We start from the raw sequence: 26,884 nt of genomic DNA on the forward strand, positions 1-26,884 counted from the left end.
AAGCCAGTCACCGGCACAAGCTTCGCATACGACGGATGCCACAAAATCTACATCTGCGAAAACACACAAGATGAGCAAGACGCGCAAAAAACCGGATACACCATCCACCCCATAAGCGAGCTTGAAAACACATACGAAAACTCGTGCGACCTACGCTTCATCCACAACTGGACACTCGATAAAGACTATGTCTCCCAACTAGAGCCCGCCTTATTCCAAGAATAGCCCATGCTTCACCAGAAAGCGCCGTATTTAATGCAATGCAGAAGTCTGCAACATTATTGTTAGCAAGCTCTACGCTATCAATCGTTGTGACAAGTTTTTCGCGCAACTGTTGCGTAGTAGTATGTGCCCAATTCATTTGAGCATCAGGATTAAGAGAGCGAATCTCTTCCCGTTTTTCCTCGTCAAACTGGAGAGCTGCGGAAGGAGCATTAAACGTTACAAGATCGTTGACGTTATCATCTGGGTTGGTTAAAATATTAAGTACTTTCATCAAAAGACTCCGCATTGTTTCTTGATGAAAAGGCTTATTCGATAGCTCAGAGGTATTGCTCTGAGCTATCTTAATTTTTAGGAAAGGAAAGATATTAAAATTTGTGGCTTTGTAAGAGATTAGTTAGGAAACCCAGAGGTCCATGGTTCAAATCCATGCCCCGCTACTGAAGCCAAGAATCACACGAATTTCTCACGATTGTTGTGGTTCTTGGCTTTTTTGTTTAATACTACATAAGTCGTCAAAAATGCGTCATCGCGCAATAATCAGTAAAGAAGAATTGCAAGACGGCGACGAGCGCGCGCAAGACGCTCATCATCTGCAGGAAGTATGGCAAAATACTCAAGCATACGAGAACGAATAGCATCCGCATCGCTCTTATGACCAGATGCAAGGAAGTCAAGCAGTCGCCCAAAAGCGTCATCAATATGACCGTCAATCATATCTACATCTGCTACTGCAAGCTGCGAATCTAAATCATCCTTATTATCGCCAGCAGCCTTTCTAACCGCAGCAACATCAGTATTAGTATTACGCGAAAGCAACAAAGCTTTTGCATGTTCACGCGATGCGAGCACATCATGAGGATCCGCTTCCATTACTTTTGCATACTCACGTGCAGCACCTTCATAATCACCCTTCATAGCAAGCGAATGAGCTTGCTCATGAGCAGGCGGAACACTCTCAACAGAATTATTCTCGGAACTATCTTGATCTGAGTCTTTAGACGTTTCAGACTTTTTCTCAACCGAGGATTCCACAAAAGGAGCAGTTCCAGCAACACCAGAGCGTTCAGCAACCTGAACCAATTGCGGCAAAATAGTGCCACAAATCTGCTGTAATTCCTCATCGCTAGGTAAACCTTGCGCAATAGGCATAGGGCGTCCGCCAATTAAACCGTAAATTGCAGGAAGCTGCTGCGCTTGCAATGCTTGAGCAATACTTGGGCTTTCATCAGAATCGATACGAGCTAACTGCATACGACCGTCAAGCGCGTTAACAGCATCCGCTAATTTCTGCGCCACATCATAATAGGCCTCGTCATTAGCTTGCCAAAGCAAAATAACAATTGGGAAACTTACAGACGTTTGCACCATCGCCTGAAAAGACTGCTCATTAACATCGATTACATAGCCGCCAGCTTTTGGAGCAGAAGAACCAGTAGAACCCGACGCAGCTTTAGCAGCTTGCTTAGCTTGAGCTTCTACGCGACGCTTTACGCCTTCTAAATCTACAGCCCCAGCAAGCGAAAATCCGCCAGGATTCATGCCTTGCGCTTTGCTACTCACCATTTTTCCTCTTTTCCAAGCACACTACATTGCACTTACAAATTTATAAAGCTTCTACCTTAATAGGCTGACGCTCAGCACCAACAGGAATAATCTTCATATGAGAACTAGCTGGAGGAACTACTAGAGCAATAACATTTACGTAAGTTACTCGCATAGTACCTTTTGCTTTACCGTCGCCAAATAATGCTTTTTCTTCATCAGAAGCAGGACGAGATTCACGCCCTTCACCAGCTTTACGAGTCCACACAGAATCTATGCGCGCAACAACCAAATCACTTCCATCGCTTGAACGCATAATGCTTATTTGTTTGAGATTTGGTGTAAAGACTTGTTCTTGAGAGCCTTTATTTCGCTCCATTCCAGCTTGCACTGCTTTAGAAAGTTCAACTAACTTTTTACGCAAATAATCGTCAGCAAAATGCTTTGCGTACTTGCTGTTTTCACCATTTTGTAAAACGTCAGCGTACGCAGCTACCGCTTCATCTGGAGTCATCACCAAACCAGTATCGTTAGATTTACCCATTGAAGAACCAATACTTGGCACAGCAAATTTAGGAAGATGCACTCCAGGGAATAAGCGCGCAACAGCCCAAAGTTTATAATTCGAACGCGCTCTCTGTTGACGTAAAACCAGCAAACGTTTTGACTGCTGATCTTTAGTAGTAGTTGTAATAGTCATTAAATCTCTTGGCCAACCAGAATTAGTTGGCACAATAGTTTGCGCGGCTTCACGCGGAATAGTGGCCTTAGGATCTAAGTTCCCAGTTTTGTTTGCAATCGTAAGCTCGCTCGTACGAATATCGAGAGCAGGTCCAGAAACTGCTTGAGATAATGAATCCACATCTTTTTCGTCGTTTGCCTTTTCTAGAGTGCGAAGCAACCCCAAGCGGATATCTTTTTCTTGCAGCATAGTCACATTAGGTAACTCTTGATTACTACGCGCTTCAGCAGGTTTCGGCACCTGCCCATCGCAAGCAGATAATCCGGTTACCATAACCGTTGATACAACACATGCTATTAATGTGACTACGTTGTTGCGCAATACGCCTCTATTTTTACTTTTTACTCGGTGAATATCGACATTACTATTACGCATTTTACTCATTTCCTCGCTCACTTGAAGAATTACCGCGGTAGCCTTTCCCATTTTTTCTGTAGCGACCGTTACCGCCGTCTCCTCTAAACCCATTTCGTTTTATGCGAGACTGCTTATCGTTGCTATTTTTAGACGAATTTTGACGTTTGTTTGATTCTGAGTTGCGATAGTTTTCGTGCTCATTAAGCTTTTTCTTACTAGATTCATGTGAAATCTTGCTATTACTATCTGAAGGCTTGACCGTTTCTAAACGTTTCTTTGCAAACTTTTCAGAATTATTAGCATTATTTCTATCGTTCTGACGATTACGCCTCTTGTTATTCTGCTGTGCATACTTATTTTGCTGCTGACGCTTATTCTTATAATCGTTCAGACTATTGCCATCCGACGCGCTTGCGTAAGATTTTTTCTTATTTCGCGGAGTCTTAATATTCTGAGAATTCCGCTTATATTGCTTATTTTCTGAATTTGCTGATTCTGCTGAATTTCCAGAATATTTCGCATTTCCTATATCTTCCGCATTTGCTAAATCTTCTCCGTTTGCCGCAGCATCCTGATTGTGCAAATCATTAAATTCATCATCAGCATTGTCTAAACCATCTAAATAAGAATTATCGTCATGTTGCTGCATAAAGCGCGTGGCAAACGCAAGCATTTCATCTTGCGCAATAACAGTAGTTTCAGCCAAAGAATCAGTAGATGCAACCGCTGTAGAAGCAGACGCAATTCGAGTTTGCATACCATTTGAGTCGCCGCTTTGCATTGAATCTTTGCGACGACGCGCATGATCTCCATGCCTTGCGTGGCTTCCAGAATCCTTCTTGTGTCGTTTGTGACCAAAAATACCAGACATGGTTCCAGAAATCGCCTCAGCAAAGGTGACTTCGTCACGCTGTGCAGACTTTACTGCCAACACTCCTGAACGGCTAGCTATTAATTGCTTATTACGACGACGATGCGGAGCCATTGCAAAAATAGTTGCAGAAAGTATAGCTAATACTGCAAAAAGTGCTCCTACAAAATATAAAGGCGTTGCAAAATCTGGAATTTGATTACGACGCCACCGCAATTCTACGGAAGCTTCCGGCACATTATCCCCCAAATCAATTAGCAAAACACGTCTAGCAGCCTGCGAGCGCAGTGAAGAAGAAGACGCATCATGACTATTTGACTTACTAGCGCGAGTGTCCGATTTAGGCATTGTGCCGCTTGCAACAGCATGATCATACGACGCAGAACCAGAAGATTGAACATAATCTGCAGTATTTATTGCCAATTTCGCTAAACCAAGCTGGCATGTAACTATAGGCCATAAATTAGATTCTTGGAATTTTACGTCAGGATCCTTAATGTCCACAGAGTCACCCGCTTGCACAGAGGTTTTACCAGACACTTCAGAAACTGAAAGATTATTCCAATCACGCAAACCAGTAATTCTTTGTACTGGAGAACCTGCCACCCAGCCTCTTACGTCTTTCGTTAAACCTACAGCAACACAAATAGGCTTACGCGTATGCAAAGCAGCAACACTAATACGAACCCTGTTATCTACAAGATTCAAAACACCAGGATCAGTGACAATATAACGAGTTCCAGATACGTTAGCGTACGCAATAACAACGTTGCTAGGCTTCCAAAATGTTGCGTTAGCAACTCCAAGAACAACGCTTAATACTGCAAGCAAAGCAAAAAATGGAGCTACAACGCCGCGCATGATTTTACTGCGCAAAGTGAGCCGTCGCATTGGTCGTCGCATTGGTCGTCCTTCTGTATCAGAAGCATCTTCTATATTTGTCATAACGATACCATTCTACAGTCTTTTAATATTACTTGCATGTTTTGATGTAAAAATCAGCGTCAAGCGGTAATGTGAGGCTATGAAAAAAATCAAAACATTAGAACAAAAATCCTTTTTGCTTCGCACTTTTGCAACTATTAGTGCAGTGGCAATGTGTGTAGTACTCGCTTCATGCGGAGAAAGTTCCAACAACAAAAACAATTTAACTGATGAGAACGCTCAAAAAGCTGGAATGCAGTTGCTGGAAGGCGTAAGCGCATCTGGAGCACTTGGGAAAAAGCCTAAAATAACGCTGAAAACGCCTGTAAAAGTAAAGCAAAATACTTATGCTGTTTTGCAACGAGGCAACGGAGAAACAATTAAAGAAGGCGATCGCGTATGCTCTCAGGGCATTGTGTTCGACTCCAAAACCGGCAAAGAGCTTATGAATACTTGGGAAAAAGGCAAAGCTGATTGCTCGATTTACATTAATAAAAATTCTACAAGCCGCCCATATTACGCTTTGATTAAAGGTAAGAAAATTAATACAACTATTGCTTTTGGCGTAAGTGAAGGATATAAAAATCCTTCATATGTTATGGTTCTTACAATGGTTTCGCGATCAAAGGCTATAACTAGAGCAACGGGCAAGGCTGTTACGAATATTCCCGCAAATTTGCCGAAGGTAACTCTTGATAAATCTGGAGCACCAACCTTAGATAAAAATAACTACGTTCCAGACGGAAAGCTTGTTTCTCAGACTTTGATTGAAGGAACCGGCAAAAAAGTAACTGCAAAAGACACAGTTTCTGCTCATTACACTGGCTGGACTACTGATAAAGACGGCAAATTGCATCAATTTGATTCTTCTTGGCTTCGTGGCATACCTGCAGACTTCCAACTTGCTGGAGGAGTAATCCCTGGTTGGACTAAAGGCTTAACTGGAAAGAAAGTTGGCTCCCAAGTTCTTTTGGTAATCCCACCAGAAGATGGCTACGGTAAAGAAGAAAAGAAGGACGCGCGCGGAAACGTAACTATTCCTGCAAATGCCACGCTGTACTTTGTAGTCGATATTCTCTATGCTTCGTGAGATTTGTAATTTTGCAAACTGTTGCAGAATTAACTAGCGATTCATAAATAATAAACCCCTCCTTCCCGAGGGGTTTTTACATATTTAGAACACATATTTAGAACAGACGAAGATCGTTGGACTCGACTCCACGCATTTCATCGTAATCCAATATTAAGCAAGTAAATCCACGATCCTCAGCCAAAACGCGAGCTTGTGGGCTAATAGTTTGCGCAGCAAAAATACCTCTAACCGGCTTAAGTAACGGATCTCTATTCAGTAACTCACAATAACGCGTAAGTTGTTCAACGCCGTCGATACCGCCATGCCGCTTAATCTCAATAGCGACATGTACACCATCCGCGTCCTGAGCCATAATATCCACTGGGCCGATAGCCGTAGGATACTCACGGCGCACCAACGTTGCACCATCGCCGATTCGTTCAATCTGCTCAGCCAAGTAACGTTGCAAATGATCCTCAACACCATCTTTAATTAAGCCAGGATCCTCACCCAAATCGTAAGTATTATCGCTATAAACATGCTCGAGCGAAATCATAAGCAAATCATCGCTTTTAGCGGCAGCAACACGCAAAATACAGCCATCTACAACAACGCCAGCATCGGATTCGCCGCTATCTTCTTTACGTAAAACACGCATACTACAAGGAGCTACCATCCAATTAAGAGGTTTATACGCACCAAGCTCAGAAAAAATAAGTACGCTGCCATCTGCTTTAATAAGCAACACTCGCTTAGCTAAAGGAAGCGTGGCATTTAACCTACCTGTATACTCTGCACTGCAATCTGCAACAATAATTCGCACACAGCAAGCATAACAGAAATCAAGTAAAGAAGTACCTTACTTCCCCAAAGCTTCAGCTAAATCGCGATTCTGCCAATGTTGATGTAAGGCGCAGTATCCGCCGAACAATACGAGCCACACTAGTCCGCCAATTGCAGAAGCTCGCGTATCGTCGCTAATAAACAAAGTCACATACACAAAAGCAAAGAACGCTATAGTAAGAGAATTCAAAAGCTTATAATGCGGCATAACGAAACCGTCTGGCATAAAATCAGCAGATTCACGGTACTTACGATGCGTAACCATAATCAAAATATAAATCATGATTATCACTGCAGAAGAAGCCGAAGCAAACAAAATAAACGCACCATGAATGCCAGGGATCGAATTAATAATTGGCGAAAGAAGAATCAAAGCAGACGAGAACAAAATCGCGCGAGCAGGAACCTTCGTGCGTGAAACCTTACGCAACTTACCCAAAAGAGGCGAAGGTGACTCAAGCGCAATCTGATACATGTGGCGACCAGCAGAATACAGCAAAGAATTAAGCGCAGAAGAAGCAGCTGTAATAACCACAAAGAACACAAGCGCAGAAGCCCAATGCAATCCCGCGTATTGGAACACCATAATGAATGGTGACATAAATACGCCTTCCGCATTCGTAGCCCTAAACTGTTGCCACGGCACAATAAGCATAATCGCTATGAGAGCACCAACATAGAAAACCAGAACGCGTACAATAATCTCGTTAACAGCCTTTGGCAAAACCTGGCGAGGATTCTTAGTTTCCGAAACAGTCACACCAACAAACTCAATAAGCTGGTACGCGTAAAACACCATTTGGAAGCTCATTAAGAAGGAAAGCCAGCCATTTGGCATAAGCGAGAAATTGTTGAAAATATTATCTAATCCAGCGTGACCAGCAGGACTCATTACACCACCATGCAAAGGAGTTGCAGAGTAATGGTAACCAATTAAAGCCATAACTACGGCTGTAACAATAAGAGCAACAATTAGCGTAATTTTAATCATTGAGAACCAAAACTCAGTTTCCCCAAATAGCTTTACAGCTACCAAATTTATGCACACTAAAGCCGCTAAAAATACTACTTCTATCAGCCATTTCCAATGACTTACGTCAATATCGAAAGTTTGGAAGAATGTGACACAATACGTACTAACTGCCGTAATTTCGCTCATACCAATAAGTACAAGCACAAACCAATACGACCATCCAGCAAAATTACCCCAACCTCTGCCAAGATAACGCGTAATAAAACTAATAAAAGTATGCTGGTTTGGATCCTTGTACATTAGCTCACCAATGCCACGCATCAGCAGGAACATGATCAAGCCCACAATAATGTAAACGAATACAATACTCGGACCTGTTAAGCTAATTGATTTTCCAGAACCAAGGAACAAACCTGTTCCAATTGTGCCGCCAATAGCAATAAATTGCACATGACGCTTGGTAAGACTACGCTCCATTTGGTTTGTATTGCTACTTGCATTTTCTTGCGCAGATACGCGAGAAGATTGGTTTGAAGATTGATTATGAGAAGATGTGCTATTGTGCGTCTCTGCAGATTCTGTTTGTTTAGAACCTACATTAATGTCACTATTCACAGTCTCACTCATTATTACAACTCCGTTCCTTAATAGCCACGAATTTCTAATTTTATAGGAACCCTTAACTATTCATTACGCATTCCACAATTCGCGCAACTATTCCACACTTTTAAGTGAGCTTACTGGATCTATGCGATCCAAAGCTGGGTTGGTAGCCCATTGCACAATTAACGCAAAAATTAGTGTTGCAACGCCAGCAATGCAATAGCTTAAAGGAGCTACTTCAACTTCAAAATACAAAGACGGCATACGAAGCGCGCTAGTCAACAATCCTGCAATAAGCCTTCCTAATGGCAATCCAACTGCAATGCCGATAACAGTTAAAGTAAGCATTTCTTTATGCACATAGGAATGAACTTCTCTACGATAAAAACCAAGAACTTTCAGCGTAGCCATTTCGCGAGTACGTTCCGAAATATTAGTACTTGCAAGAGTAAAAAGCACAGCTAAAGCTAAGCCAGCAGCCAAAGTTACGATTAAAGCAACAACAGCATTCATAAGATCAAAACTAAAAGCATGCTTCATACGCGTAATATTCATAACAGCAAGCACACCGTCACGTTCAGAAACCTTGTCGGCATATTTAATTTTATTATTATCGCTACCTCGCAAACGCAAAATTAACGCATTATGTTTCAAAAGCTTACTGTTTTCTCCATTAAATAAGCGTTCGTAGCAACGTTCAGTCATGTAAATATTAGAACCAATAAGATTACGAACAATAGCTTTAACTTTAACTTTCGCACGTTTAAAACTAGTATTCGTCACATTAATTTCACTACCACGAGTAATGTCCAGAGATGCAGCAGCGCTTTGAGAAAGCAACGGACCTTCATCTGTAAGTTTAATAGCTTGCAAATTATTGCCCACATCCTGCAAATTTACAAGATAAGACAAAGTTTTTGTGTCTTTTACAACAATCAACTGCACGCTTTCAGCATCCTCAACATGACGACTATGCGACTTATTTGATTGATTTTTAGCTATTTCTCCAGAGCCCACATAAGCTGGAAGTATAGTTTCTACTTTATTATTTGACTTGTCTTGCTCAACGCTTTTCTTCATATTTTGGAAAGATCCTGGAGCCGAGATAGAAATCATATCGTATCGATAAATTCCCTCGTATTGGCGAATACCCAAGGTCGCAACAGTATCGTTCAAAGCAAGACCGCAAACAATAAGCGCTGTGCAACCGGCAACTCCACCAATAGTCATGCACAATCTGCCTTTGAATCGCGCCAAATTGCGAACAGTAACCTTATTTAAGAAACTCATTCGCTTCCAAATCCAAGGCAACCTTTCAAGAAGAACGCGAGAACCAGCTTTTGGAGCTTTTGGTCTTAACAAAGCTGCAGGAACTTGCTTTGTTTCTCGCCAACTAACAACGATTGTGCATATTGCAACAGGAATCACAAATGCTAGCACACACAAAGAGCCATATAGCCAGTCATACTTCAACCTAACGTCTGGAACGGCGTATAAACCACGCAAGATTTTTAGTAAAAGTGAAGGGATTGCAAGAAAACCCATAATATCGCCAATTCCGCCGCCAACAAAGCACGCAAATATTGCGAAGAAAGCATGTCTTGTTACTGCAGTAGAACGACCGTATCCCAAACTTAAGTATGTGCCAATAAGCCCTCGCTCTTCTTCAACCATACGAGCCATAGCAGTTAAACTCATCATCATTGCTACAACAAGAAATACTGCCGGGAAAGCGTATCCAAGTGACTGTATTGAAGCAACGTCAGAACGCAAACTAGCATAACTATCGTTAGCTATACGAGTAGATATATGCCATTGAGCTTGAGGAACACGTTTTTGAATCTCTGACTTAATTTGTTTACGAATTTGCTTTTTTGCTTGCTCTTTAACAAAATTTGGAGCGCGCTGAAGTCTAGGATCGTTTGCAATAATGTTTTTTACTTCTGAGTTAACTTGGTTGTCGATAATTTGATTACGTCGAGCTGTTTCTCGCTTAGATTGCACGCGTTCTTGAATCTGTTCAGATGCATCGTCGACAATGCCCCGATAATCTTTAGAAAAAACATTGACATGTTGAGTATCATTCAAACGTACCGATATTGCTGTATACGGCAAGCCGGTCACGTTATCAGGAGCAGCAGAAGTAAATATTGGATATCTAGACGTCACAGAGTTACGAAATGCTTTAGATTGATAGCCATCAGGATTGTTTAAATCGTTGCTATCTAGCACGCTACCAGTTATGCGCAAACGATAAGTTTTAGACTTTGAATTAGAAGAATCAAGATTTCCAACGTCCACATTTTGCTGCATGTTGACTACTATCACATTGCCAATGCTCAAGCCACTATCGTGTAAAAATCGCTGAGTTACAACAGCTTCACTATTATTTTTAGGCATATTGCCCTTAAGCAAATGCAAACGATTAAGATTTTTTTGCGATTCTACATAATGCACGAAATTCATTGCGTATGAAGACTTTGCATCATCTGTCGCGTGTGCTGTTGCTTTCCAAGAACGCTCTGCTTCAACTTCACTCACACTTGGCAACGCGCGTAATGCTGCAACATCGTCTTTAGTTAAACCAAGAGTAGATACGATTTGCAAATCATAAGCATGCAATTTCGCATACATATCGTTAGTAGCGAGAAACATGTCGTTGCAGCCTGCATAAATACCAGTCATAACAGCAACGCCAAGCATTGCAATAACCGCAAGAACACAGAAGCGACGCCATTCGCGAACCCACATTCTAATTGCGCTAATAAATACTATTGGCAGCAATGAGTGCGTGCGCTTACCTTCACTGCCATTATTGGCGTTTTTATTATCAGATTGCTTTGAAACTGCTGTTACTTTCCGCATAACAACCACCTAATCACCACTCAATATCGGCTATAGCCATAGGATGTTCTTGCACAGTTTCGTCTACAACTTTTCCAGAACGGAAACGAACAACTTTGTGAGCCATCGGAGCAATGGCAGCATTATGAGTAATAATCAGCACTGTCATGCCTTCAGTTCGGCAAATATCTTGCAATAATTGCAATACTGCCTTACCTGTTTCATAATCCAAGGCACCAGTAGGCTCGTCACATAACAATAATTTAGGTTTTTTAGCAAGAGCTCGCGCAATAGATACGCGTTGCTGCTCACCGCCAGAAAGTTGAGCTGGGAAATTATGTAGCCTTTCTTTCAAGCCAACATCAATAAGCGTTTGAGCAGGGTCAAAATGATCTGCACAAATTTGCGAAGCTAACTCTACATTTTCAAGAGCAGTTAAATTTGGAACTAAATTATAAAATTGAAAAACAAAACCAATGTCTTCTCTGCGGTAGCGAACCAAATTACGACCTTTTAGCTTAGTAACATCGCAATCGCCAACAACAACACGACCGCTTGTTGCAGTATCCATACCACCCAAAATATTTAATGCTGTAGTTTTTCCCGCGCCAGATGCACCTAAAATTACTGTAAGCTCACCGCTCTGTGCAGTAAAACTGGCATCATCTAAAGCTCGCACAGCACCAGAACCTGATGGGTATTCTTTCACTACATGATCAAAAGTTATATATGCCACAACACACCTTCACAATATGAGAAACTATAAAAATTCAACTTCTATTTATTTGTATTATCTACCGTTATATTTCGTACTATTTTACTAAATGAGCGCAAAATTCGCTAACTTACTTCAGCGATGACACTCCACATCTTTCCATGCAATACGCATTACCAAGCCAAGTATGACGAGAATTTGGCCAGACAGCACCTAAACGCGGAGCACATTGACTCATCCATATACTTGGCACACGCCCATCTGCGCTTTGCGAACCAAGCAAATTAAATCCATTCTTGCTTTCAAGCCAATCTGGATGTTGTGTTGCAATAGCAAGCCCTTCTTCCAGCGTAAGAGGCAAACGCTCATCAGAATCAATAAGCTTACGAGCAACATCAGGCTCTCGATTCAAATACGATGAGCCAGTATGCGGATCGACAACTATATAGAACGGACCTTCAGGAAACTCATACCCGTCTTTAGGAAGAAAACTTATGATATCTCGCGGAGGCATAGTAGTGAATCCAGCCATGCGATTAATACTCGTCCGAGAAATCAACGATTCAGGCGAAACTAATTCACGCGTAGGAATCAATAAAATATTCGCACCTAAACTACTATTTTCAAGCGCACATAATATAGGATTTGCCAACTTACGAAAAGCATTGGCACTCATATCAGCCACATCTGGATACCCAAGTGCCACTATACGATCGAGTTGCTGCTGTATTTCTTCAGATGCTATTGACATAATTCCAGTTTACGCAAAATCTTACATAATCGCGAGCGCAATATAACCATAATTAGTTTAGGAAATTACGCTTTTTAGCAATAATTTCCGCCAATTGCACAGCATTTAATGCAGCACCTTTTCGCAAATTATCGTTAGTGATAAAAAGTGCCAATCCCTTATTTCCATCTACTGCTTGATCTTTCCTAATTCTGCCAACATAACTTGCAGATTTTCCGGCTGCTAGCTGAGGAGTAGGAATATCGTTAAGTTCAACTCCTTCAGCATTGCTCAATACTTCGCGAGCCATGTCTGGAGTTACATCATGCTCAAACTCAGCGTTTACACTCATGCCGTGACCAGTGAAAACACCTACTCGCACACAAGTACATGAGGCTGCAAGATTTGGCAAATGCAAAATCTTACGGCTTTCATTGCGCAATTTTTGTTCTTCGTCAGTTTCTTCAGATCCGTCATCAACTATTGAACCAATAAAAGGCACTACATTAAAAGCAATAGTACGAGCAACTTTTGTAGGCTCAGGGAAATCTATTGCACTACCGTCGAAAACGAGTTTATCTGCTCCTTGGTTTAATGCAGCTTGAGCCTCATTCATGAGTTGCAAAGCACCGGCTCGACCGGCACCAGAAACAGCTTGATAAGACGAAACTATTAAACGTTTTAATCCAAAAGCATCAGCAAGCGGCTTTAATACAGGCATGCAAGCCATAGTTGTGCAATTTGGATTTGCTACTATTCCTCTTGGAATAGTATCTAAATCTTCAGGATTTACTTCCGCAACTACCAAAGGCACATCGTTATGCATACGCCATTGCGAAGAATTATCTACTACAATTGCGCCAGCTTCAGCGAATTCCGGAGCCCAAATTTTTGAAGTTCCGCCGCCTGCAGAAAAAATAGCTATATCAATTCCGTGCAAATCTGCTTTTTCTACATCTTCTACAACTACGTCTTTGCCACGATATTGCAAAACTGTGCCAGCAGAATGAGCAGAAGCCATAAAACGTAAATCTTTTATTGGGAAATCACGCTCGTCAAGCACTCGACGCATTACCATACCAACTTGGCCAGTTGCGCCAAGTACTGCCACGTTCACGCCTTTTTCGTTGATAATTGTCATCGAGACTCCCTTAAAAGTAAGCACGTATAATTTCTACAGTTTTTACAATTCTACAATTTAAATAATTTAGTTAATTTAATAATTTAATAATTTAAATTGCTTCAGCGCCCGCTTCCGCCGTACACTACTGCTTCAACCTGACTTGCGTCCAAACCGTAAGCAGTATGCAAAGCGCGAACAGCTTCATCAATTTGTTCAACAGGAACCATGGCAGCAATACGAATTTCCGAAGTAGAAATCATCAAAGTATTTATACCATGTTCACTTAGCGCAGTGAAGAAGGTAGCAGCTAGGCCTGAATGTGTTTTCATACCAACGCCAACAACAGCTACTTTTCCTACTACTGGAACGACATCCATAGAAGTAAATTTCAATTCATCATGCGCTTCTTCTAGAACTTTACGGACTGCTTCCATTGATGCTCCTGGAGCAGTAATAGAAATATCTGCTGTACCAGTAGAAGCACTTGCTTGCGCAATCATGTCAATATTTACATTTGCTTTTGCAAGAGTTGTAAATACTTTCGCAGCCATACCAGGAATATCTGGAATACCGCGAACCGTAATCATTGCCTCACTGCGATCATGAGCAACGCCAGAGATAACAGGAGTTTCCGGACCTAAATCAGGAAATAAATCGCCCATAGTCGAAAGAATATCGTGGTTTACCATTGTTACCGCCTTTAAGCTCGAAGATTATTTGACATTATCTATTAATATTTAGTTTTGTATTTTCTAACTCAGATTAGGCAAATCGTTCGGATTAATATTATTTGGAACTATAAGCGTTCCGTTCCTATGTGAGAATGAACTTCTAACATGAAGAGGCATACCAAAACGCTGAGCGTACTCAACACAACGCAACGCAAGCACGCGCGAGCCGCAAGATGACATTTCAAGCATTGAATCATAATCAATTACAGGAATACGTTTTGCAGTTGGCACAATACGTGGGTCCGCAGTAAATACTCCATCTACATCCGTGTAAATCTCACATACATCAGCACCTAAAGCAACCGCAAGCGCTACAGCGGAAGTATCCGAACCGCCTCTACCGAGAGTCGTGTCATCTCCAACTTCGTTAATTCCTTGGAACCCGGCAACAATTGCAACACTGCCTTTGCTAAGAGCTCTTCTGACACGATCAGGCTTAACCGCACGAATATGCGCAGCTCCAAACTGAGTATCTGTCATAAATCCAGCTTGAGAACCAGTAAAAGAATAAGCATGAGATCCTTGAGCATGAATAGCCATTGCAAGCAAACTCATAGAAATTCGTTCGCCTGCTGTCATAAGCATATCCATTTCGCGAGCAGGAGGATGAGTGTTTACACTCATTGCTTGATCAATTAAATCGTCAGTCGTATCTCCCATCGCTGAAACTACAACAGCAACATCATTGCCTGCTGCTTTTGTAGAAAGAATGCGTTTGGCAACACGTTGTATGGAATCCGTATCCGCTACAGAAGAACCACCGTATTTCTGTACGATAAGCGACAATTTTTACCCCTTGCTCATGTCAATATTGATAAACGCACAGGATATGCCAAATAATGGCTTCAATATCAGACTACCAACTATGCCCTATTTACTAATAATGATTTGTGCTCATAAAAACAATATTCAAAATTACACAGATTGACGACCAGAAAATGCACGACCTAAAGTGATCTCATCCGCATACTCTAAATCTCCACCAACAGGCAATCCACTTGCCAAGCGAGTAACTTTAATTCCTAGAGGATCGAGCAATCGAGCCAAATACGTAACAGTCGCTTCACCTTCTATATCAGGATCAAGCGCAAGAATAATTTCTTGAACTTTTGCATCTTTAAGACGTTCAAGTAATTGCGTAATTGCTAAGTCCCCAGGCCCAACATTTGCCATTGGGTTAATTGCACCACCAAGAACATGATAAACACCTGAATATTCATGAGTTCGCTCAATACTCATAATGTCTTTAGGTTCTTCAACTACACAAATTTTGCTATGATCACGCCGAGGATCTGCGCATACTATGCAAGGGCTCTGCTCACATACGTTTCCGCATACATCACAAAAACGCACACTTTCTTTCATGTTATTAATTGCGTCTATTAGCTCTTGAACATCTTTATCCGAAGAAGAAAGTAAGTAAAACGCAATGCGCTGAGCGCCTTTAGGTCCAATCCCTGGAAGCTTTGAAAATGCTTCAATTAAATGACCAATTGCTCCATCATATGACGATGAATTATGCACTGTAAACTACTCCTCTTGCTTTTTCTTAACGCTCATAATCGCATTTTTAGGATTTTTAGGATCAGTAGAAGCAAATTCTTCAACAGATTTAACTTCAAAAATTTGTTTAAGCTCATCAGTGCTTACAGACGTTGCGGATTCTAATGAAGCATCATCCATCGAACATTCGTCAGCAGTAGCTCCATTCGTAGGAGAAACAGTAGTCTGAATTGATTCAGTAGACAATTCTGAAGTATTAGTTGCATTCTGAACTTGAGAGTGTAGTTTAGCTTGATCCAAGACACCAGAAATAGCTTCAGATTGGTTATGAGAATGCGAACTCTTCTGTATTGCAATCTCGTCATCATGATTCATGAGCTCATCTTCAATAGAAGAGTCTTTAGTAGAAGAATCTTCCGGCATTGCAATCACATCCGACATGGGCATAGACGACATATCTGCCCAAACATCATCATCCGCATTCGCAACATCACTTAACTCATCCGCAGTATTTTCAGAAGCTACTGATGCTGCGGAGCCATCAGCGCCACTAAAACCCGAAGATTCTTTTTTAGTAGGATTTTTATTTATTCCGCTGCCATCAGAATCAGTTTTATTACTAAATCCAGCAGATAGGCCAGTTTTGCGTAATAAAATATCTCGCTTAACTTTGGCAAGATTTTGCGGATCCATTCGAGCAACAGATTCTACTTGTTCACCATTAGCAGCAACTGGTGCAGGAGCAATCATTACTTGCGCACCAAATACTTCATGCACTTCATTCATTACTACTTTTGGCACTTTTTGCCCATCATATGGAGAAGTAGTGCATACTGCGAGCGCAAATGCATGTTGACTCATAGGCTCATTAAAAGTCAAAATAAGACGCTGCCGACCTGATTGTACTGGAGTAAGTTGCACTGTAGGAACATACTCACGAGTTACATATTCACGTACGTCATCAGGCAATTTTGAAACTACTTTATCCCACATTGCATCAGTATCCATGGAATCATTCTTTGAATTAGCATTATGTGCATCGTTCAAAAACGCTTTTTTAGATTCCATTTCTTTTGTGCGTGGAGCAGATTGCGTTTCTGCTTTAGCAATAGGAGATGCCGTAGTTTCAGAAGGTAGCGAAGAATTTGAAGTACTATTATTCTCACTATTTGCAGAAACATATTTTTTATTGCTTGTAGAACCTACGAAATGAGCACCAGAAGATACTTTATTTTGAATATTCTGCTTAGAAGTTGAAATATTTTGTTGCTGCACGTTATTGATGCGCAAATTAGTTGCAACAGTATTTGAAGTTTCGCTGTCTGCAAGCAAACGAGCAACTAAAATTTCCAAATTCATTCGAGGAGAAATTGCACTAGCCATTGCACTTAAAGCATCATTAATTGTTTGAGCCATACGTGCTAAATCATGCAATGTCATGCTTGCAGATTGCTTATTCAATATTTCCAAATCTTCTGGAGAAACATCATTAAGTAAGCTTGAAGCCGCTTTAGGACCTGCAGATACCATAAGCAACAAATCACGAACTCTACCTAATAAATCTTCTACAAACTTACGAGTATCGTAGCCTCCAACAATAACGCGACGAACTACATCGTATATCGAAGCACCATCATGATTAATAAGATTGTCAATGAATTCACTAATCAATGAATTAGGCGTAAAACCTAATAAAGCAACCGCAGAATCCAAAGAAATTGAACCATCAACAGCACCCACCATAAGCTGATCGAGCACAGATAACGTATCTCGCATTGATCCTGCACCAGCGCGCATGACAAGGCGAAGAACTCCCGGCTGTGGCAGAATACCTTCTTTTTTGCAAATATCTTCAAGATATGGAGACATTACCTCTGGAGGCACAAGTCTGAAAGGATAATGGTGTGTACGCGAGCGAATAGTGCCAATAACTTTATCCGGCTCAGTGGTAGCAAAAATAAACATTACATGTTCAGGCGGCTCTTCTACAATCTTAAGCAAAGCATTAAAACCTTGCTGCGTAACCATATGAGCTTCATCGAGAATGAAAATCTTATAACGGTCACGAGCAGGAGCGAAGCCAGCACGCTCACGCAACTCTCTAGCATCATCGACACCGTTATGGCTTGCAGCATCAATCTCTACAACGTCGATAGAACCGGCACCGCCAGTAGCTAAATCTTTACAGCTTTGGCACTCTCCACATGGGTGCGAAGTTGGTCCTTTTTCGCAATTAATGCAGCGAGCTAAAATTCGCGCAGAACTTGTTTTACCGCATCCACGCGGCCCAGAAAATAAATATGCATGCGTTATTTTTCCTTGGTCTAATGCTCTAGACAAAGGTATGGTAACCTGATCCTGCCCAATAACACCATCAAACGTGTCAGGACGATATCTACGATACAGTGCAAGTGCCATGTTTCCTAACCTACCGCGACCTAACTATTTCCCCGATATATCTTAGTTAAGACTATCAGCAGCCGCCACCCGACTGCTGATATTTATATTCGTTTTTGCTACTTACTACTTATTGCAATCTTCTAGTCCTGCTCTAGCAGAAACTTCCACGTTAGAAGCAAATGGAATATTTAGCCCAACAGAAACACGAACAGTTACATCATTACTAGTAGAGTTGCAAGATTTCAAAAAAGCATTGCTTGAAGCAACAGTACGCGCAACAACCTCACACGCATTATCCTCCATCCTTTGCAACGCAGAAGCACCAGATAAAGCAGCAGAAGTTGCAACAGCATAAGCTTGATGTTTAGCTCCGAGAACATTACATAAAATAGCAGAAAGCACTACTATTGAGCAGACTGCGATCACTAGCATAATGCCAAGCATAGTGCCAGAACCGCAGTCAATGCCCTTACATCGCTTATGAATGAAATTTATTGAATGCTTCACAAAATTCTTGCGCCTACTCATACTAAAACCTGGCTTACATGACTTTCCACTAGAGGCGGCAAAATATGAAGAGGATCGGGAATAAGAGGACATTTAACAACAATATTCGCCATATTATTGCTACGACTTATTTTCACCGACGCTCCTTGACCTGCGACCGACTGCACAATACTTGCGGCAGCTTTATCGTCCTTATGAGTCACAAGATAATACGCAACTTGCGCAGCAGCATCATGACAATTCATAGTACATACAACTGCTCTACCTATGCCAATTAATACAAATAACAGTATTAATACACAAGGCAAAACAATAGAAAATTCAGCAGTTACCGTCCCTCTGTCATAATCACTAATTTTGCGCAACAATCTTTTGCACACAATAACTTTCCGCATCATAAGCTCATTTCATCTGCTAAAACATGCCGTTAGCCGATTTTCAATGCTTTTTTCACTAAATCTGTCAACGTTGTGCGAACCGTATCTGATTTCAAAATAGCAACTAGCAGTGCAGCAAAACCAGTAGCAGCAATAATAACTACTGCATACTCAGCTGTTACAGCTCCGGAATCCTTATTTTTAAGACCTTCAGCGTACAGTTTTCTTTTTTGACACAAACGTGACTCAATATTCACTAATTGTTCATTTACTTGAAGCATAGACACAGCGTATCGTGCAACAAGTTTTTGCATTATCCCAACCATCATCTTGTACCTTTCACTTCAAACTATCCGAAATTTTCGGATAGAAATATTATTACAACTTGTTTTGCGAATGAAAATAAAAAAATTGCATTGTGGATAAAAGCTAATTTATTTTTCTAAAAATTTATTTTTAAAAAGCTAGCGCATAAGCGACATAACTGTTGGCAAAATTCCTATGCATATAAAAGACGGCAAAAAACATAATCCAACAGGAAGCAGCAATCGCACAGACAACTTAGAACTTTCTTGTCTAGCAATATTGGCCATATTTATCTCATAATGTTGAGCAAGTGCAGACAATACAGGAACTGGAGATGAACCATAACACCATGATTCTTTTAAAGATGTCATTAACCATCTAGCTAATATTTCTGAAGAATCTAAGTTTTTACGATTAGTAAATTTTGATTTATTTTCTAATTCAAAATTATCTTGTTTAGTATAAGTAGAAGACCATGCTTCATGCCACGTATCTCCTGCAAGTAAAGCATTGGAAACAGAGCAAAGCCACATGCCTTGACCACAAGGAAACACTTCTCCAACAGCACTAAGAGCCCTAGTAATAGCAACACCACTACGAAGTGAAACAATAATCATATGTAAACCAAGAAGAGGATCTACATATGAAACTTTGGAGTTACGCCATTCGTATTTAACTAGCATAATTTTACTGTTAAAACGCATACGATTATCTAATGAATCGCACTCTAATTTCAAACTCACCCATTGCCAAACAATTACAACAAACAATGGGATGATAAACAAAAGCTGCTTTGTGGATTCCATAAATCATCCTTCCAGCGAGGCAGCATCCATTGCATGCTGAGATATTTGCAACATAGAACTAACCCATGCCAAACCCAATCCATAACATATTCCACCTATTGTTAATAAAATCCATCCATTTACTGTTGTAATTAACATCAAAATAGGGTGCCCACCTAATAATTCACCAGCAAAAAGAGCCAAAATAGGTAGAGCAGTAAGTAGTTTTATTGTTGCTTTTGGCATTGCAGCTACGTCAGCACGTAAATCTTCTGCACGCTTCTGAGCATGATATGACGCTGCCGTAGCTTCCACACATTCTGCCATAGCACAACCAAGAGTATTACTCAATTCATATGAAGCCATAAGACTTTCAGAAACAGTATGCATATGTTTTTCAAGCTGACGACGTTGATTCTTATTCATATTGCGGTTCTTTGGAAAACAACGTTCATAAAGCCATTTATAAATAATTTTTGTATTAACTGCACTACTGCAAATACATTGTTGAGACTTAGAGTCACTGTGAACAATCATTGCAAAAGTAGAACCAGAACGTAATGCAGCAATCATTCCAGCAAGAACTTCTTCAATATCCATTTTTACGCTCCAAGCAACACAATCGACTACTAATTATTTGAACTGTCAACACATATGTTGGCCATATTTTCGGGAAGATTCCAATAATTTGAAAACTTAACCCATGCAGGCAAAAATTTCATGACAATACTGCCGTCAATTCCACAAGATAATTGCAAAACTGGAATGCCACACAGCAACGAAGCGCTAGAAGCGTATTGCAAAATACCGAGTTCTTTGATCATTCGACGCCCGTTAGAGGATCTCTCTACATGAATAACAACATCGAATGCTCCAGCAGCTAAAGCACATAAAGCTGCAGGCTCCAACCCAGCCAATAACCCTAATGCCATAAGACGAGCGGGAACTTTTTCTATTTCATCTGCATGAAGAGTTGTCATTCCACCCTTATGCCCGGAAGTAAACACTCTCAACAAATCAGCAATTTCTTCCCCACGACATTCACCAAGAATAATGCGATCCGGGCGCATTCTTAATGTTGCTTTTACTAATTGAGATAAGCCAATTTCTCCTACACCTTCTACATTAGCCTCTCGCGCACTTAACGAAACATGATTTTGTGTCAACTCGCCGAGCTCTCTAATTTCTTCAACAGATACAATACGATCTTCGCAATCAGCAGCAGCCAACAAAGCCTTCATAAGTGTGGTTTTCCCAGATCCAGTACTTCCAGTGATCATTATATTTGCTCGCTTTTTAACTAAAACGCTTAGAATACAAGACAATTCTTTTGGAAACATGCCTTGATCGCTTAAAGAAACAAGATCATAACGATTAACTGAAGGAAAACGAATTGACAATGCTGCTCCTTGAGATACAAGTGGTGCTAAAACAGCATGTATGCGAATGCCAGAAGTACTTGAAGCATCAGCAATAGGACACGCATCATCCAGTCTTTTGCCTAATTGTGCACAAAGCCATACAGCATATTCTCTTAACAAAGCAGGGTTGTTAAGCGGAACTCGAGTTGCGCGTTCCTTGAGACCTTGCCCACAATCTACCCACACACGACCGGACTCACTTACAACCATGTCTGTAACTCTTACATCATTGGCAAATTCCTGCAGAATTCCAAAATCGATATCACGAATATTATTTACGATCATATTTACCTCTTGAGTATTTCGAACGACGATATTGCGAACGACGATATTTAGTTACAGCATTTTTTGTATTTGATATAACATCTCCGATAAGCCAATTATTTATGCGTTTCATGGTTTCCTTCATTGAAGATGGCACATTTCGAATACCATATCCCCCTATAATGTCGGCGTACATGCGAGCATCGTGTTGCAAAGAACCAAGAAATGTAGTTGATAGATATTCAGAAGCTTCATCGATACTTAAAACATAAGATTTTTGCGTTAAACCACGAGGAGACAATCCAACAACAGCAAATTTATTAAACTTTACTTCAGAATCACACAAAGTATCTAATTTTTGTAGCAACGCTCTAAACCTTGCTAAATCAAGCACAGATAGCTCAACAGCAGCAAGAGTCACACTGTCAATAAATTGCGGAATATTATGGTAAGACTTCATAGCAGTCTCGCCAGAACCTATATCTACAATAACTACATCAACAGCATCAGCTAAACCTCTAATAGCAGCCTCTAAAACCCAAGGTTCAGGATACTTACCATGCCATGGAGAAAATGCTAAAACATCCACATTGTCCCAATGCAATAGCTCATTGCGTAACACATAGCCATCGCATTTACCTAAAGAAGCATCAACTTCTTGCAACCTGCGGCCTTCATCTGATTCCAAACCAAGCAGAACGTCTAAACCACCATGAGTCAAATCAGCATCTACAAGAGCAACACTATGACCTTGTTCACTTATATAGCGCGAAAGAATAGATAGCGAAGTGCTTAGCCCAATGCCATCTGCAGCAGACATTCCAACTAAAATATTTTTAGGCAACGGATCTAAAGAATCACGCGCAATAAGATTATCTTCTTCAGAATTATTAAACATGCAAGACTTATGCTTAATAGAAATATCTTGTGAGCGTTCAGTGTGTTGAAAACTCTCCACATCTTGAGAACTCTTAGGCAAAAGAGTCATAACAGTATGATCGTCAGCTATACAAGGCGTGCTTTTTACACCATTAGACGCAGATTCGTATATAGATTTATCTGCAACTTGAGGAGGATAAACATAACGTTTAACATCTCTAAATGCGCCTACAGCTTCGCCATTGTTATAATTTTTATCAATCTGCTTAACGCCAATTGATTTGTTGCTTACACTCATATTCATACTCATGCGCCTATTGAAACGCATACAGCAATGAGTTTTCAACAATATTCATGCAATGTGGTTAAAAGCTCAGGAAATATTAAGAATAAGCAAATATTGCACAAAAATTATCTATAAAAACATCTATTTTACAGAATTTACAGATGGCAATACTAAATCTTTATTAACTTTCATATAGCGTTCAAGTAACTCACCATAAATTGGCTTAGTTTTTAGAATATCCGAAATAAGCAATGCGATAAATGCAGAAGCTGCAACTGGAAGCGTATGAATCATAGTTCCAGACATTTCAACAGTAAGCAAAATCGAAGTGAGTGGAGCTTTTACAGATGCAGACAACGTACCAGCCATAACGCAAACTGCAAACACAGATACAAATTTTGTATCAATGCCAAATGCTGAAACGCTAGTAATCCAGCGCGCAGCAACACCACCTGCGAGCGCACCTACTGCAAGAATAGGCATAAAAATACCACCGGGAGCGCCACAACCAAAACTCGTAGAAGTAAACAACATTTTTGCCACAAATAGCAAACAAAGCATTGCAAGACTTGCTTTTCCATATTCAGAAAGTCGCACTAAATTAGATCCGCCACCAAGAACTTCAGGCAGGAACAAGCCAACTGGTATTGCAATTAAGCAAGCAATGGCAACAGGCATCCACTTTGGCAAATATCCGTATAATGTTTGCAAACCAAGTAACGAACGATTCATTATCGAGCCTACAAAACCTGCAAAAATACCAAGAGGAATAATCCAAATATGCAAGTTCATTGGCAAATCTGGAATCTGACCAAAATCAAGAACTGGACGCAACCCGAAACAAGTTTGCGAAACAAAATCAGCACATAAAGCAGCTGCAGCAGCTCCTATAAGAACAATTGAAGTTAAGCCGTGCTGAATCTCCTCCATAGCAAACATAACTCCAGAAAGTGGCGCAGAAAACGCAGCAGATAAACCGGCTGCAGCTCCAGCAGTTACCACATAATGCTCTTTAATATCGTCACGCCTACCTTTACGAAAAATTCGAGACAACATCTGAGCACCACATGCACCTATTTGAATAGATGGACCTTCACGTCCAAGAGACAATCCAAATAAAGAACCAAGTAAACCGCCAACAAAACGCACTGGCAGAATCGTGTGCCATCGCATATTCAAACCGCGATTAACATATCCCACGACTTGAGGAATACCACTTCCAGAAGCCATACTTTCTTTACGACTCATCCAGCCAATAATTAAACCTGCAATTACAGCAAAAATTAAGCATGGCAAAATCCACCATGCGTTATGCCGGATTTGTAAATACATCCAACGCGCAAAATCTGTACCGTATTCAATACCAAGCCTGTAAGAAGCTACTAATGAACCAGAAACAACGCCGACAAATATCCCAGCTAATATTACTTTCCAACGAAGCTGGCAAAAAGTTTTTGATATTTGCTTTAAGTTATTACTCAAAAAGCTCAATGCATTCTTAAACTTCACTACAACTCGATTCTGCGCACAACACTTAACTTCTAAATACTAAATTACGTACAGTAACAATATTTGCGAAACAATATACCCAACAGAAGCAGCAAAGAATGGAACAATAAGTTCTGCAAAAAGCAAGAACACTCCATCTTTTATGCGCTTTCTTTGAATAAGATCCACACCTTCAAAAATTGCAGTAGAAAACGTGGAAAATCCACCCAAAAATCCCAAAATCATCAAATAAGCAAAACGTACTCCACATATTGCAGCTGCAACCATGAAAACATTAGACATAACACCTATAGCAAATGAAGCAACGCAATTGATAAATAGCGTTGCAACTGGAACTTCGCTTTTATGAGCAGCTGAAATTTTTTTAGTCATTGCGCATCTTAAAACAGCACCTAAACCGCCAAAAAAGCAAGGCAAAATAAACATAATAAAAACGTATAAAGAATTCATCACTTCATCACCTTAGTATTAGCTTCTGCAACAGATCGAGTTTGCTTTTTGTTCATGCAATTCGCAATTCCTGTTCCAACCCAATTACCAACAAAAGCCATAAAAACGCCAAAAAGCAGCGAAAAAAGCATGCCCAAAACAACAAGCGTTATGCGTGGAGACATAAAAGACATTGCACTTTCAAACGCGAAAGTAGACATAGTCGACAATCCGCCACAAAAGCCTGTTCCTAGCGCATATTTATACAAAGTTTGCTTTTCTTGCGTTAAAGCTTTAACAGATATTGCAGTAACAAGAGCAAAAATAAAGCATGCAATCATATTCGACAAAAAAGTTCCTAAAGTAAGCTGACCAAATATAAATGATTGTCCGTCTACTTGGTGAATCGTGTGCGCATAAGAAGAAATTACTGCGCGCACGAAAGCTCCACATGTACCACCAATAAAAACTAAAAAGTATAATCGACAATTATTTTTTTTATTTTTTCCGCTTATTTTACTCATTTTCACTCTTTTTGAAATTATCGTCATAAACCAAAACGACACTCCCAACCGAGAAGTGCCGTTTTGCTAAGTTGATCATAAAATAATAAACAATTTCAGTCAGTTAGTGAGTGAACACTAATGATATGATCACGCTGCGGACCAGTTCCAATAGCAGAAATACGGCAATGAGAAAGCTCTTCCAAACGCTTTACATAACTTTGCGTATTTTGAGGCAAATCTTCAAACTTATGAATTTGAGAAATATCCTCATTCCAGCCTGGAAGCATCTCGTATACTGGTTTCGCAGAAGCAAACAGTGATTGATCTACAGGCATTTCTTCCATACGCTGAACTGTTCCATCAGACAAAGTCACATCATAAGCTACGCAAACTGGGATTTCCTTCAAACCAGTCAAAACGTCAAGCTTAGTAAGAACAATATCCGTCAAACCATTTACGCGAGTTGCATAACGGCTTACTACAGAATCAAACCATCCACAACGACGAGGACGACCAGTTGTAACACCATATTCATGGCCTTGCTCACGCAACCAGTCACCCTGCTCATCCAAAAGTTCAGTTGGGAATGGACCTTCACCAACACGAGTAATATACGCTTTCGCTACTCCAATTACGCGCGTAATACGAGTAGGACCAACACCAGTACCCGTGCAAGCGCCACCAGCAGTAGGGTTTGAAGAAGTTACAAACGGATAAGTGCCATGATCGACGTCAAGCATTGTGGCTTGTCCACCTTCAAACAGCACAGTTTTGCCTTCATCCATTGCTTCATTCAATACTAATGAAGTATCAGCAACATATTTCTTCAAGCGTTTGCCAAGCTCCACAAGTTGAGCAGTAACTGCATCAATATCAATAGGATGTTGATTATAAAGTTTTACAAGCATTTGATTCTTTTGATGCAAACTTGCTTCAACTTTGTCGCGCAAGTGATCAGCATTAAATAAATCATGCACTCGAATACCAACACGATTAATTTTATCTGCGTAAGTAGGTCCAATACCACGACCAGTCGTGCCGATCTTGTGTTTGCCAAGAAAACGCTCAGTTACTTTATCAATAACTCGATGATACGGAGTAATAACATGCGCAGCTTCGCTCACAAGCAAGCGCGAACAATCTACACCGCGAGATTCCAAAGCGTCAATTTCTTCAAGCAATACCTCTGGATCAACAACAACACCATTACCAATTACAGGCGTAACATTAGGGCTGATAATTCCGCTTGGAAGTAAATGTAATGCATAAGATTTATCACCAACAACGACAGTGTGCCCAGCATTATTACCGCCATTAAAACGTGCGACAATATCAACCTTTGAACCAATTAAATCTGTTGCTTTGCCTTTACCTTCGTCACCCCATTGAGCTCCAATAAGCACAATACCAGGCATGC

At 40.6% G+C, this 26,884-nt stretch carries 26 protein-coding genes; 1 reads left to right on the top strand and 25 read right to left on the bottom strand.

The features are described 5' to 3' along the window. Positions 1–157 precede the first annotated feature (157 nt). From HXT40_RS00005 to HXT40_RS00020, 4 genes are all read right to left on the bottom strand, one after another. Positions 158–496, bottom strand: coding sequence for a hypothetical protein (locus HXT40_RS00005; protein WP_004109968.1), 339 nt, complete (start codon positions 494–496; stop codon positions 158–160). Positions 497–762: 266 nt separating this feature from the next. Beyond that, a complete protein-coding gene (locus HXT40_RS00010) occupies positions 763–1,788 on the bottom strand; it encodes a tetratricopeptide repeat protein (protein ID WP_064621456.1) in 1,026 nt (341 codons plus the stop codon). Between the two features lie 40 nt (positions 1,789–1,828). Continuing rightward, on the bottom strand, positions 1,829–2,893 hold the full coding sequence (locus HXT40_RS00015; RefSeq protein WP_004109972.1) for a hypothetical protein: 1,065 nt from the start codon (positions 2,891–2,893) through the stop codon (positions 1,829–1,831). After that, a complete protein-coding gene (locus HXT40_RS00020) occupies positions 2,886–4,682 on the bottom strand; it encodes a hypothetical protein (protein WP_421777243.1) in 1,797 nt (598 codons plus the stop codon). The genes HXT40_RS00015 and HXT40_RS00020 overlap by 8 nt, the downstream gene beginning before the upstream one ends. A gap of 79 nt (positions 4,683–4,761) precedes the next feature. On the opposite strand from HXT40_RS00020, the gene HXT40_RS00025 reads away from it, so the two are divergent. Beyond that, positions 4,762–5,751: an FKBP-type peptidyl-prolyl cis-trans isomerase gene (locus HXT40_RS00025; protein ID WP_004109977.1), complete on the top strand. Its 990-nt coding sequence runs from the start codon at positions 4,762–4,764 to the stop codon at positions 5,749–5,751. A gap of 97 nt (positions 5,752–5,848) precedes the next feature. On the opposite strand, the gene nucS is transcribed toward HXT40_RS00025, so the two are convergent. The 21 genes from nucS to HXT40_RS00130 form a co-directional block, all read right to left on the bottom strand. Further along, positions 5,849–6,556 (bottom strand): endonuclease NucS, encoded by a 708-nt coding sequence (gene nucS / locus HXT40_RS00030; protein ID WP_004109980.1) that lies wholly within the window; start codon positions 6,554–6,556, stop codon positions 5,849–5,851. Between the two features lie 36 nt (positions 6,557–6,592). Next, positions 6,593–8,026, bottom strand: a complete 1,434-nt coding sequence (locus HXT40_RS00035) for an amino acid permease (RefSeq protein ID WP_100066729.1) — start codon at positions 8,024–8,026, stop codon at positions 6,593–6,595. A gap of 237 nt (positions 8,027–8,263) precedes the next feature. Next, on the bottom strand, positions 8,264–11,017 hold the full coding sequence (locus HXT40_RS00040) for an FtsX-like permease family protein (protein WP_421777244.1): 2,754 nt from the start codon (positions 11,015–11,017) through the stop codon (positions 8,264–8,266). Between the two features lie 13 nt (positions 11,018–11,030). Then, entirely contained in the window at positions 11,031–11,732 is a 702-nt protein-coding gene (locus HXT40_RS00045) for an ABC transporter ATP-binding protein (protein ID WP_004105770.1), read from the bottom strand. Positions 11,733–11,841: 109 nt separating this feature from the next. Continuing rightward, positions 11,842–12,462, bottom strand: a complete 621-nt coding sequence (locus tag HXT40_RS00050; RefSeq protein WP_004109989.1) for a DUF5701 family protein — start codon at positions 12,460–12,462, stop codon at positions 11,842–11,844. Positions 12,463–12,514: 52 nt separating this feature from the next. After that, entirely contained in the window at positions 12,515–13,582 is a 1,068-nt protein-coding gene (locus tag HXT40_RS00055; RefSeq protein ID WP_004109990.1) for an aspartate-semialdehyde dehydrogenase, read from the bottom strand. Between the two features lie 101 nt (positions 13,583–13,683). Continuing rightward, positions 13,684–14,253, bottom strand: coding sequence for an ACT domain-containing protein (locus tag HXT40_RS00060; RefSeq protein ID WP_004105778.1), 570 nt, complete (start codon positions 14,251–14,253; stop codon positions 13,684–13,686). Positions 14,254–14,316: 63 nt separating this feature from the next. Continuing rightward, complete coding sequence (locus HXT40_RS00065; protein ID WP_004109991.1) at positions 14,317–15,081, bottom strand: aspartate kinase; 765 nt, start codon at positions 15,079–15,081, stop codon at positions 14,317–14,319. A gap of 129 nt (positions 15,082–15,210) precedes the next feature. Further along, positions 15,211–15,819 carry a recombination mediator RecR gene (gene recR / locus HXT40_RS00070; protein ID WP_004109996.1) on the bottom strand — a complete coding sequence of 203 codons (609 nt, stop codon included), beginning with the start codon at positions 15,817–15,819 and terminating at the stop codon, positions 15,211–15,213. 6 nt (positions 15,820–15,825) lie between these two features. Further along, positions 15,826–18,216, bottom strand: a complete 2,391-nt coding sequence (locus HXT40_RS00075; protein WP_004109999.1) for a DNA polymerase III subunit gamma and tau — start codon at positions 18,214–18,216, stop codon at positions 15,826–15,828. Between the two features lie 105 nt (positions 18,217–18,321). Further along, complete coding sequence (locus HXT40_RS00080) at positions 18,322–18,726, bottom strand: Rv3654c family TadE-like protein (protein ID WP_033888548.1); 405 nt, start codon at positions 18,724–18,726, stop codon at positions 18,322–18,324. Continuing rightward, entirely contained in the window at positions 18,723–19,103 is a 381-nt protein-coding gene (locus HXT40_RS00085; RefSeq protein WP_033888547.1) for a TadE/TadG family type IV pilus assembly protein, read from the bottom strand. Before HXT40_RS00085 ends, HXT40_RS00080 begins: the two co-directional genes overlap by 4 nt. 29 nt (positions 19,104–19,132) lie before the next feature. After that, positions 19,133–19,408: a DUF4244 domain-containing protein gene (locus HXT40_RS00090; RefSeq protein WP_033888546.1), complete on the bottom strand. Its 276-nt coding sequence runs from the start codon at positions 19,406–19,408 to the stop codon at positions 19,133–19,135. A 138-nt stretch (positions 19,409–19,546) separates the two neighbouring features. Continuing rightward, complete coding sequence (locus HXT40_RS00095) at positions 19,547–20,194, bottom strand: type II secretion system F family protein (RefSeq protein WP_004110027.1); 648 nt, start codon at positions 20,192–20,194, stop codon at positions 19,547–19,549. Positions 20,195–20,197: 3 nt separating this feature from the next. Then, positions 20,198–20,773: a type II secretion system F family protein gene (locus HXT40_RS00100; protein ID WP_004110029.1), complete on the bottom strand. Its 576-nt coding sequence runs from the start codon at positions 20,771–20,773 to the stop codon at positions 20,198–20,200. Between the two features lie 29 nt (positions 20,774–20,802). Then, positions 20,803–21,879: a CpaF family protein gene (locus HXT40_RS00105; RefSeq protein ID WP_004110032.1), complete on the bottom strand. Its 1,077-nt coding sequence runs from the start codon at positions 21,877–21,879 to the stop codon at positions 20,803–20,805. Beyond that, positions 21,866–23,041 carry an ATPase gene (locus tag HXT40_RS00110; RefSeq protein ID WP_116440310.1) on the bottom strand — a complete coding sequence of 392 codons (1,176 nt, stop codon included), beginning with the start codon at positions 23,039–23,041 and terminating at the stop codon, positions 21,866–21,868. The genes HXT40_RS00105 and HXT40_RS00110 overlap by 14 nt, the downstream gene beginning before the upstream one ends. A 123-nt stretch (positions 23,042–23,164) precedes the next feature. After that, positions 23,165–24,532 carry a ClC family H(+)/Cl(-) exchange transporter gene (locus tag HXT40_RS00115; RefSeq protein ID WP_004110037.1) on the bottom strand — a complete coding sequence of 456 codons (1,368 nt, stop codon included), beginning with the start codon at positions 24,530–24,532 and terminating at the stop codon, positions 23,165–23,167. Between the two features lie 39 nt (positions 24,533–24,571). After that, positions 24,572–24,982: a fluoride efflux transporter FluC gene (locus HXT40_RS00120; RefSeq protein WP_004110041.1), complete on the bottom strand. Its 411-nt coding sequence runs from the start codon at positions 24,980–24,982 to the stop codon at positions 24,572–24,574. Continuing rightward, positions 24,982–25,401, bottom strand: coding sequence for a fluoride efflux transporter FluC (locus HXT40_RS00125; protein ID WP_421777245.1), 420 nt, complete (start codon positions 25,399–25,401; stop codon positions 24,982–24,984). Before HXT40_RS00125 ends, HXT40_RS00120 begins: the two co-directional genes overlap by 1 nt. Positions 25,402–25,580: 179 nt before the next feature. Beyond that, positions 25,581–26,882, bottom strand: coding sequence for an adenylosuccinate synthase (locus HXT40_RS00130; protein ID WP_004110044.1), 1,302 nt, complete (start codon positions 26,880–26,882; stop codon positions 25,581–25,583). Positions 26,883–26,884: the final 2 nt, after the last annotated feature.

Source organism: Gardnerella sp. DNF01180P (assembly GCF_049244205.1).
Taxonomy (GTDB): Bacteria; Actinomycetota; Actinomycetes; order Actinomycetales; family Bifidobacteriaceae; genus Bifidobacterium; species Bifidobacterium swidsinskii.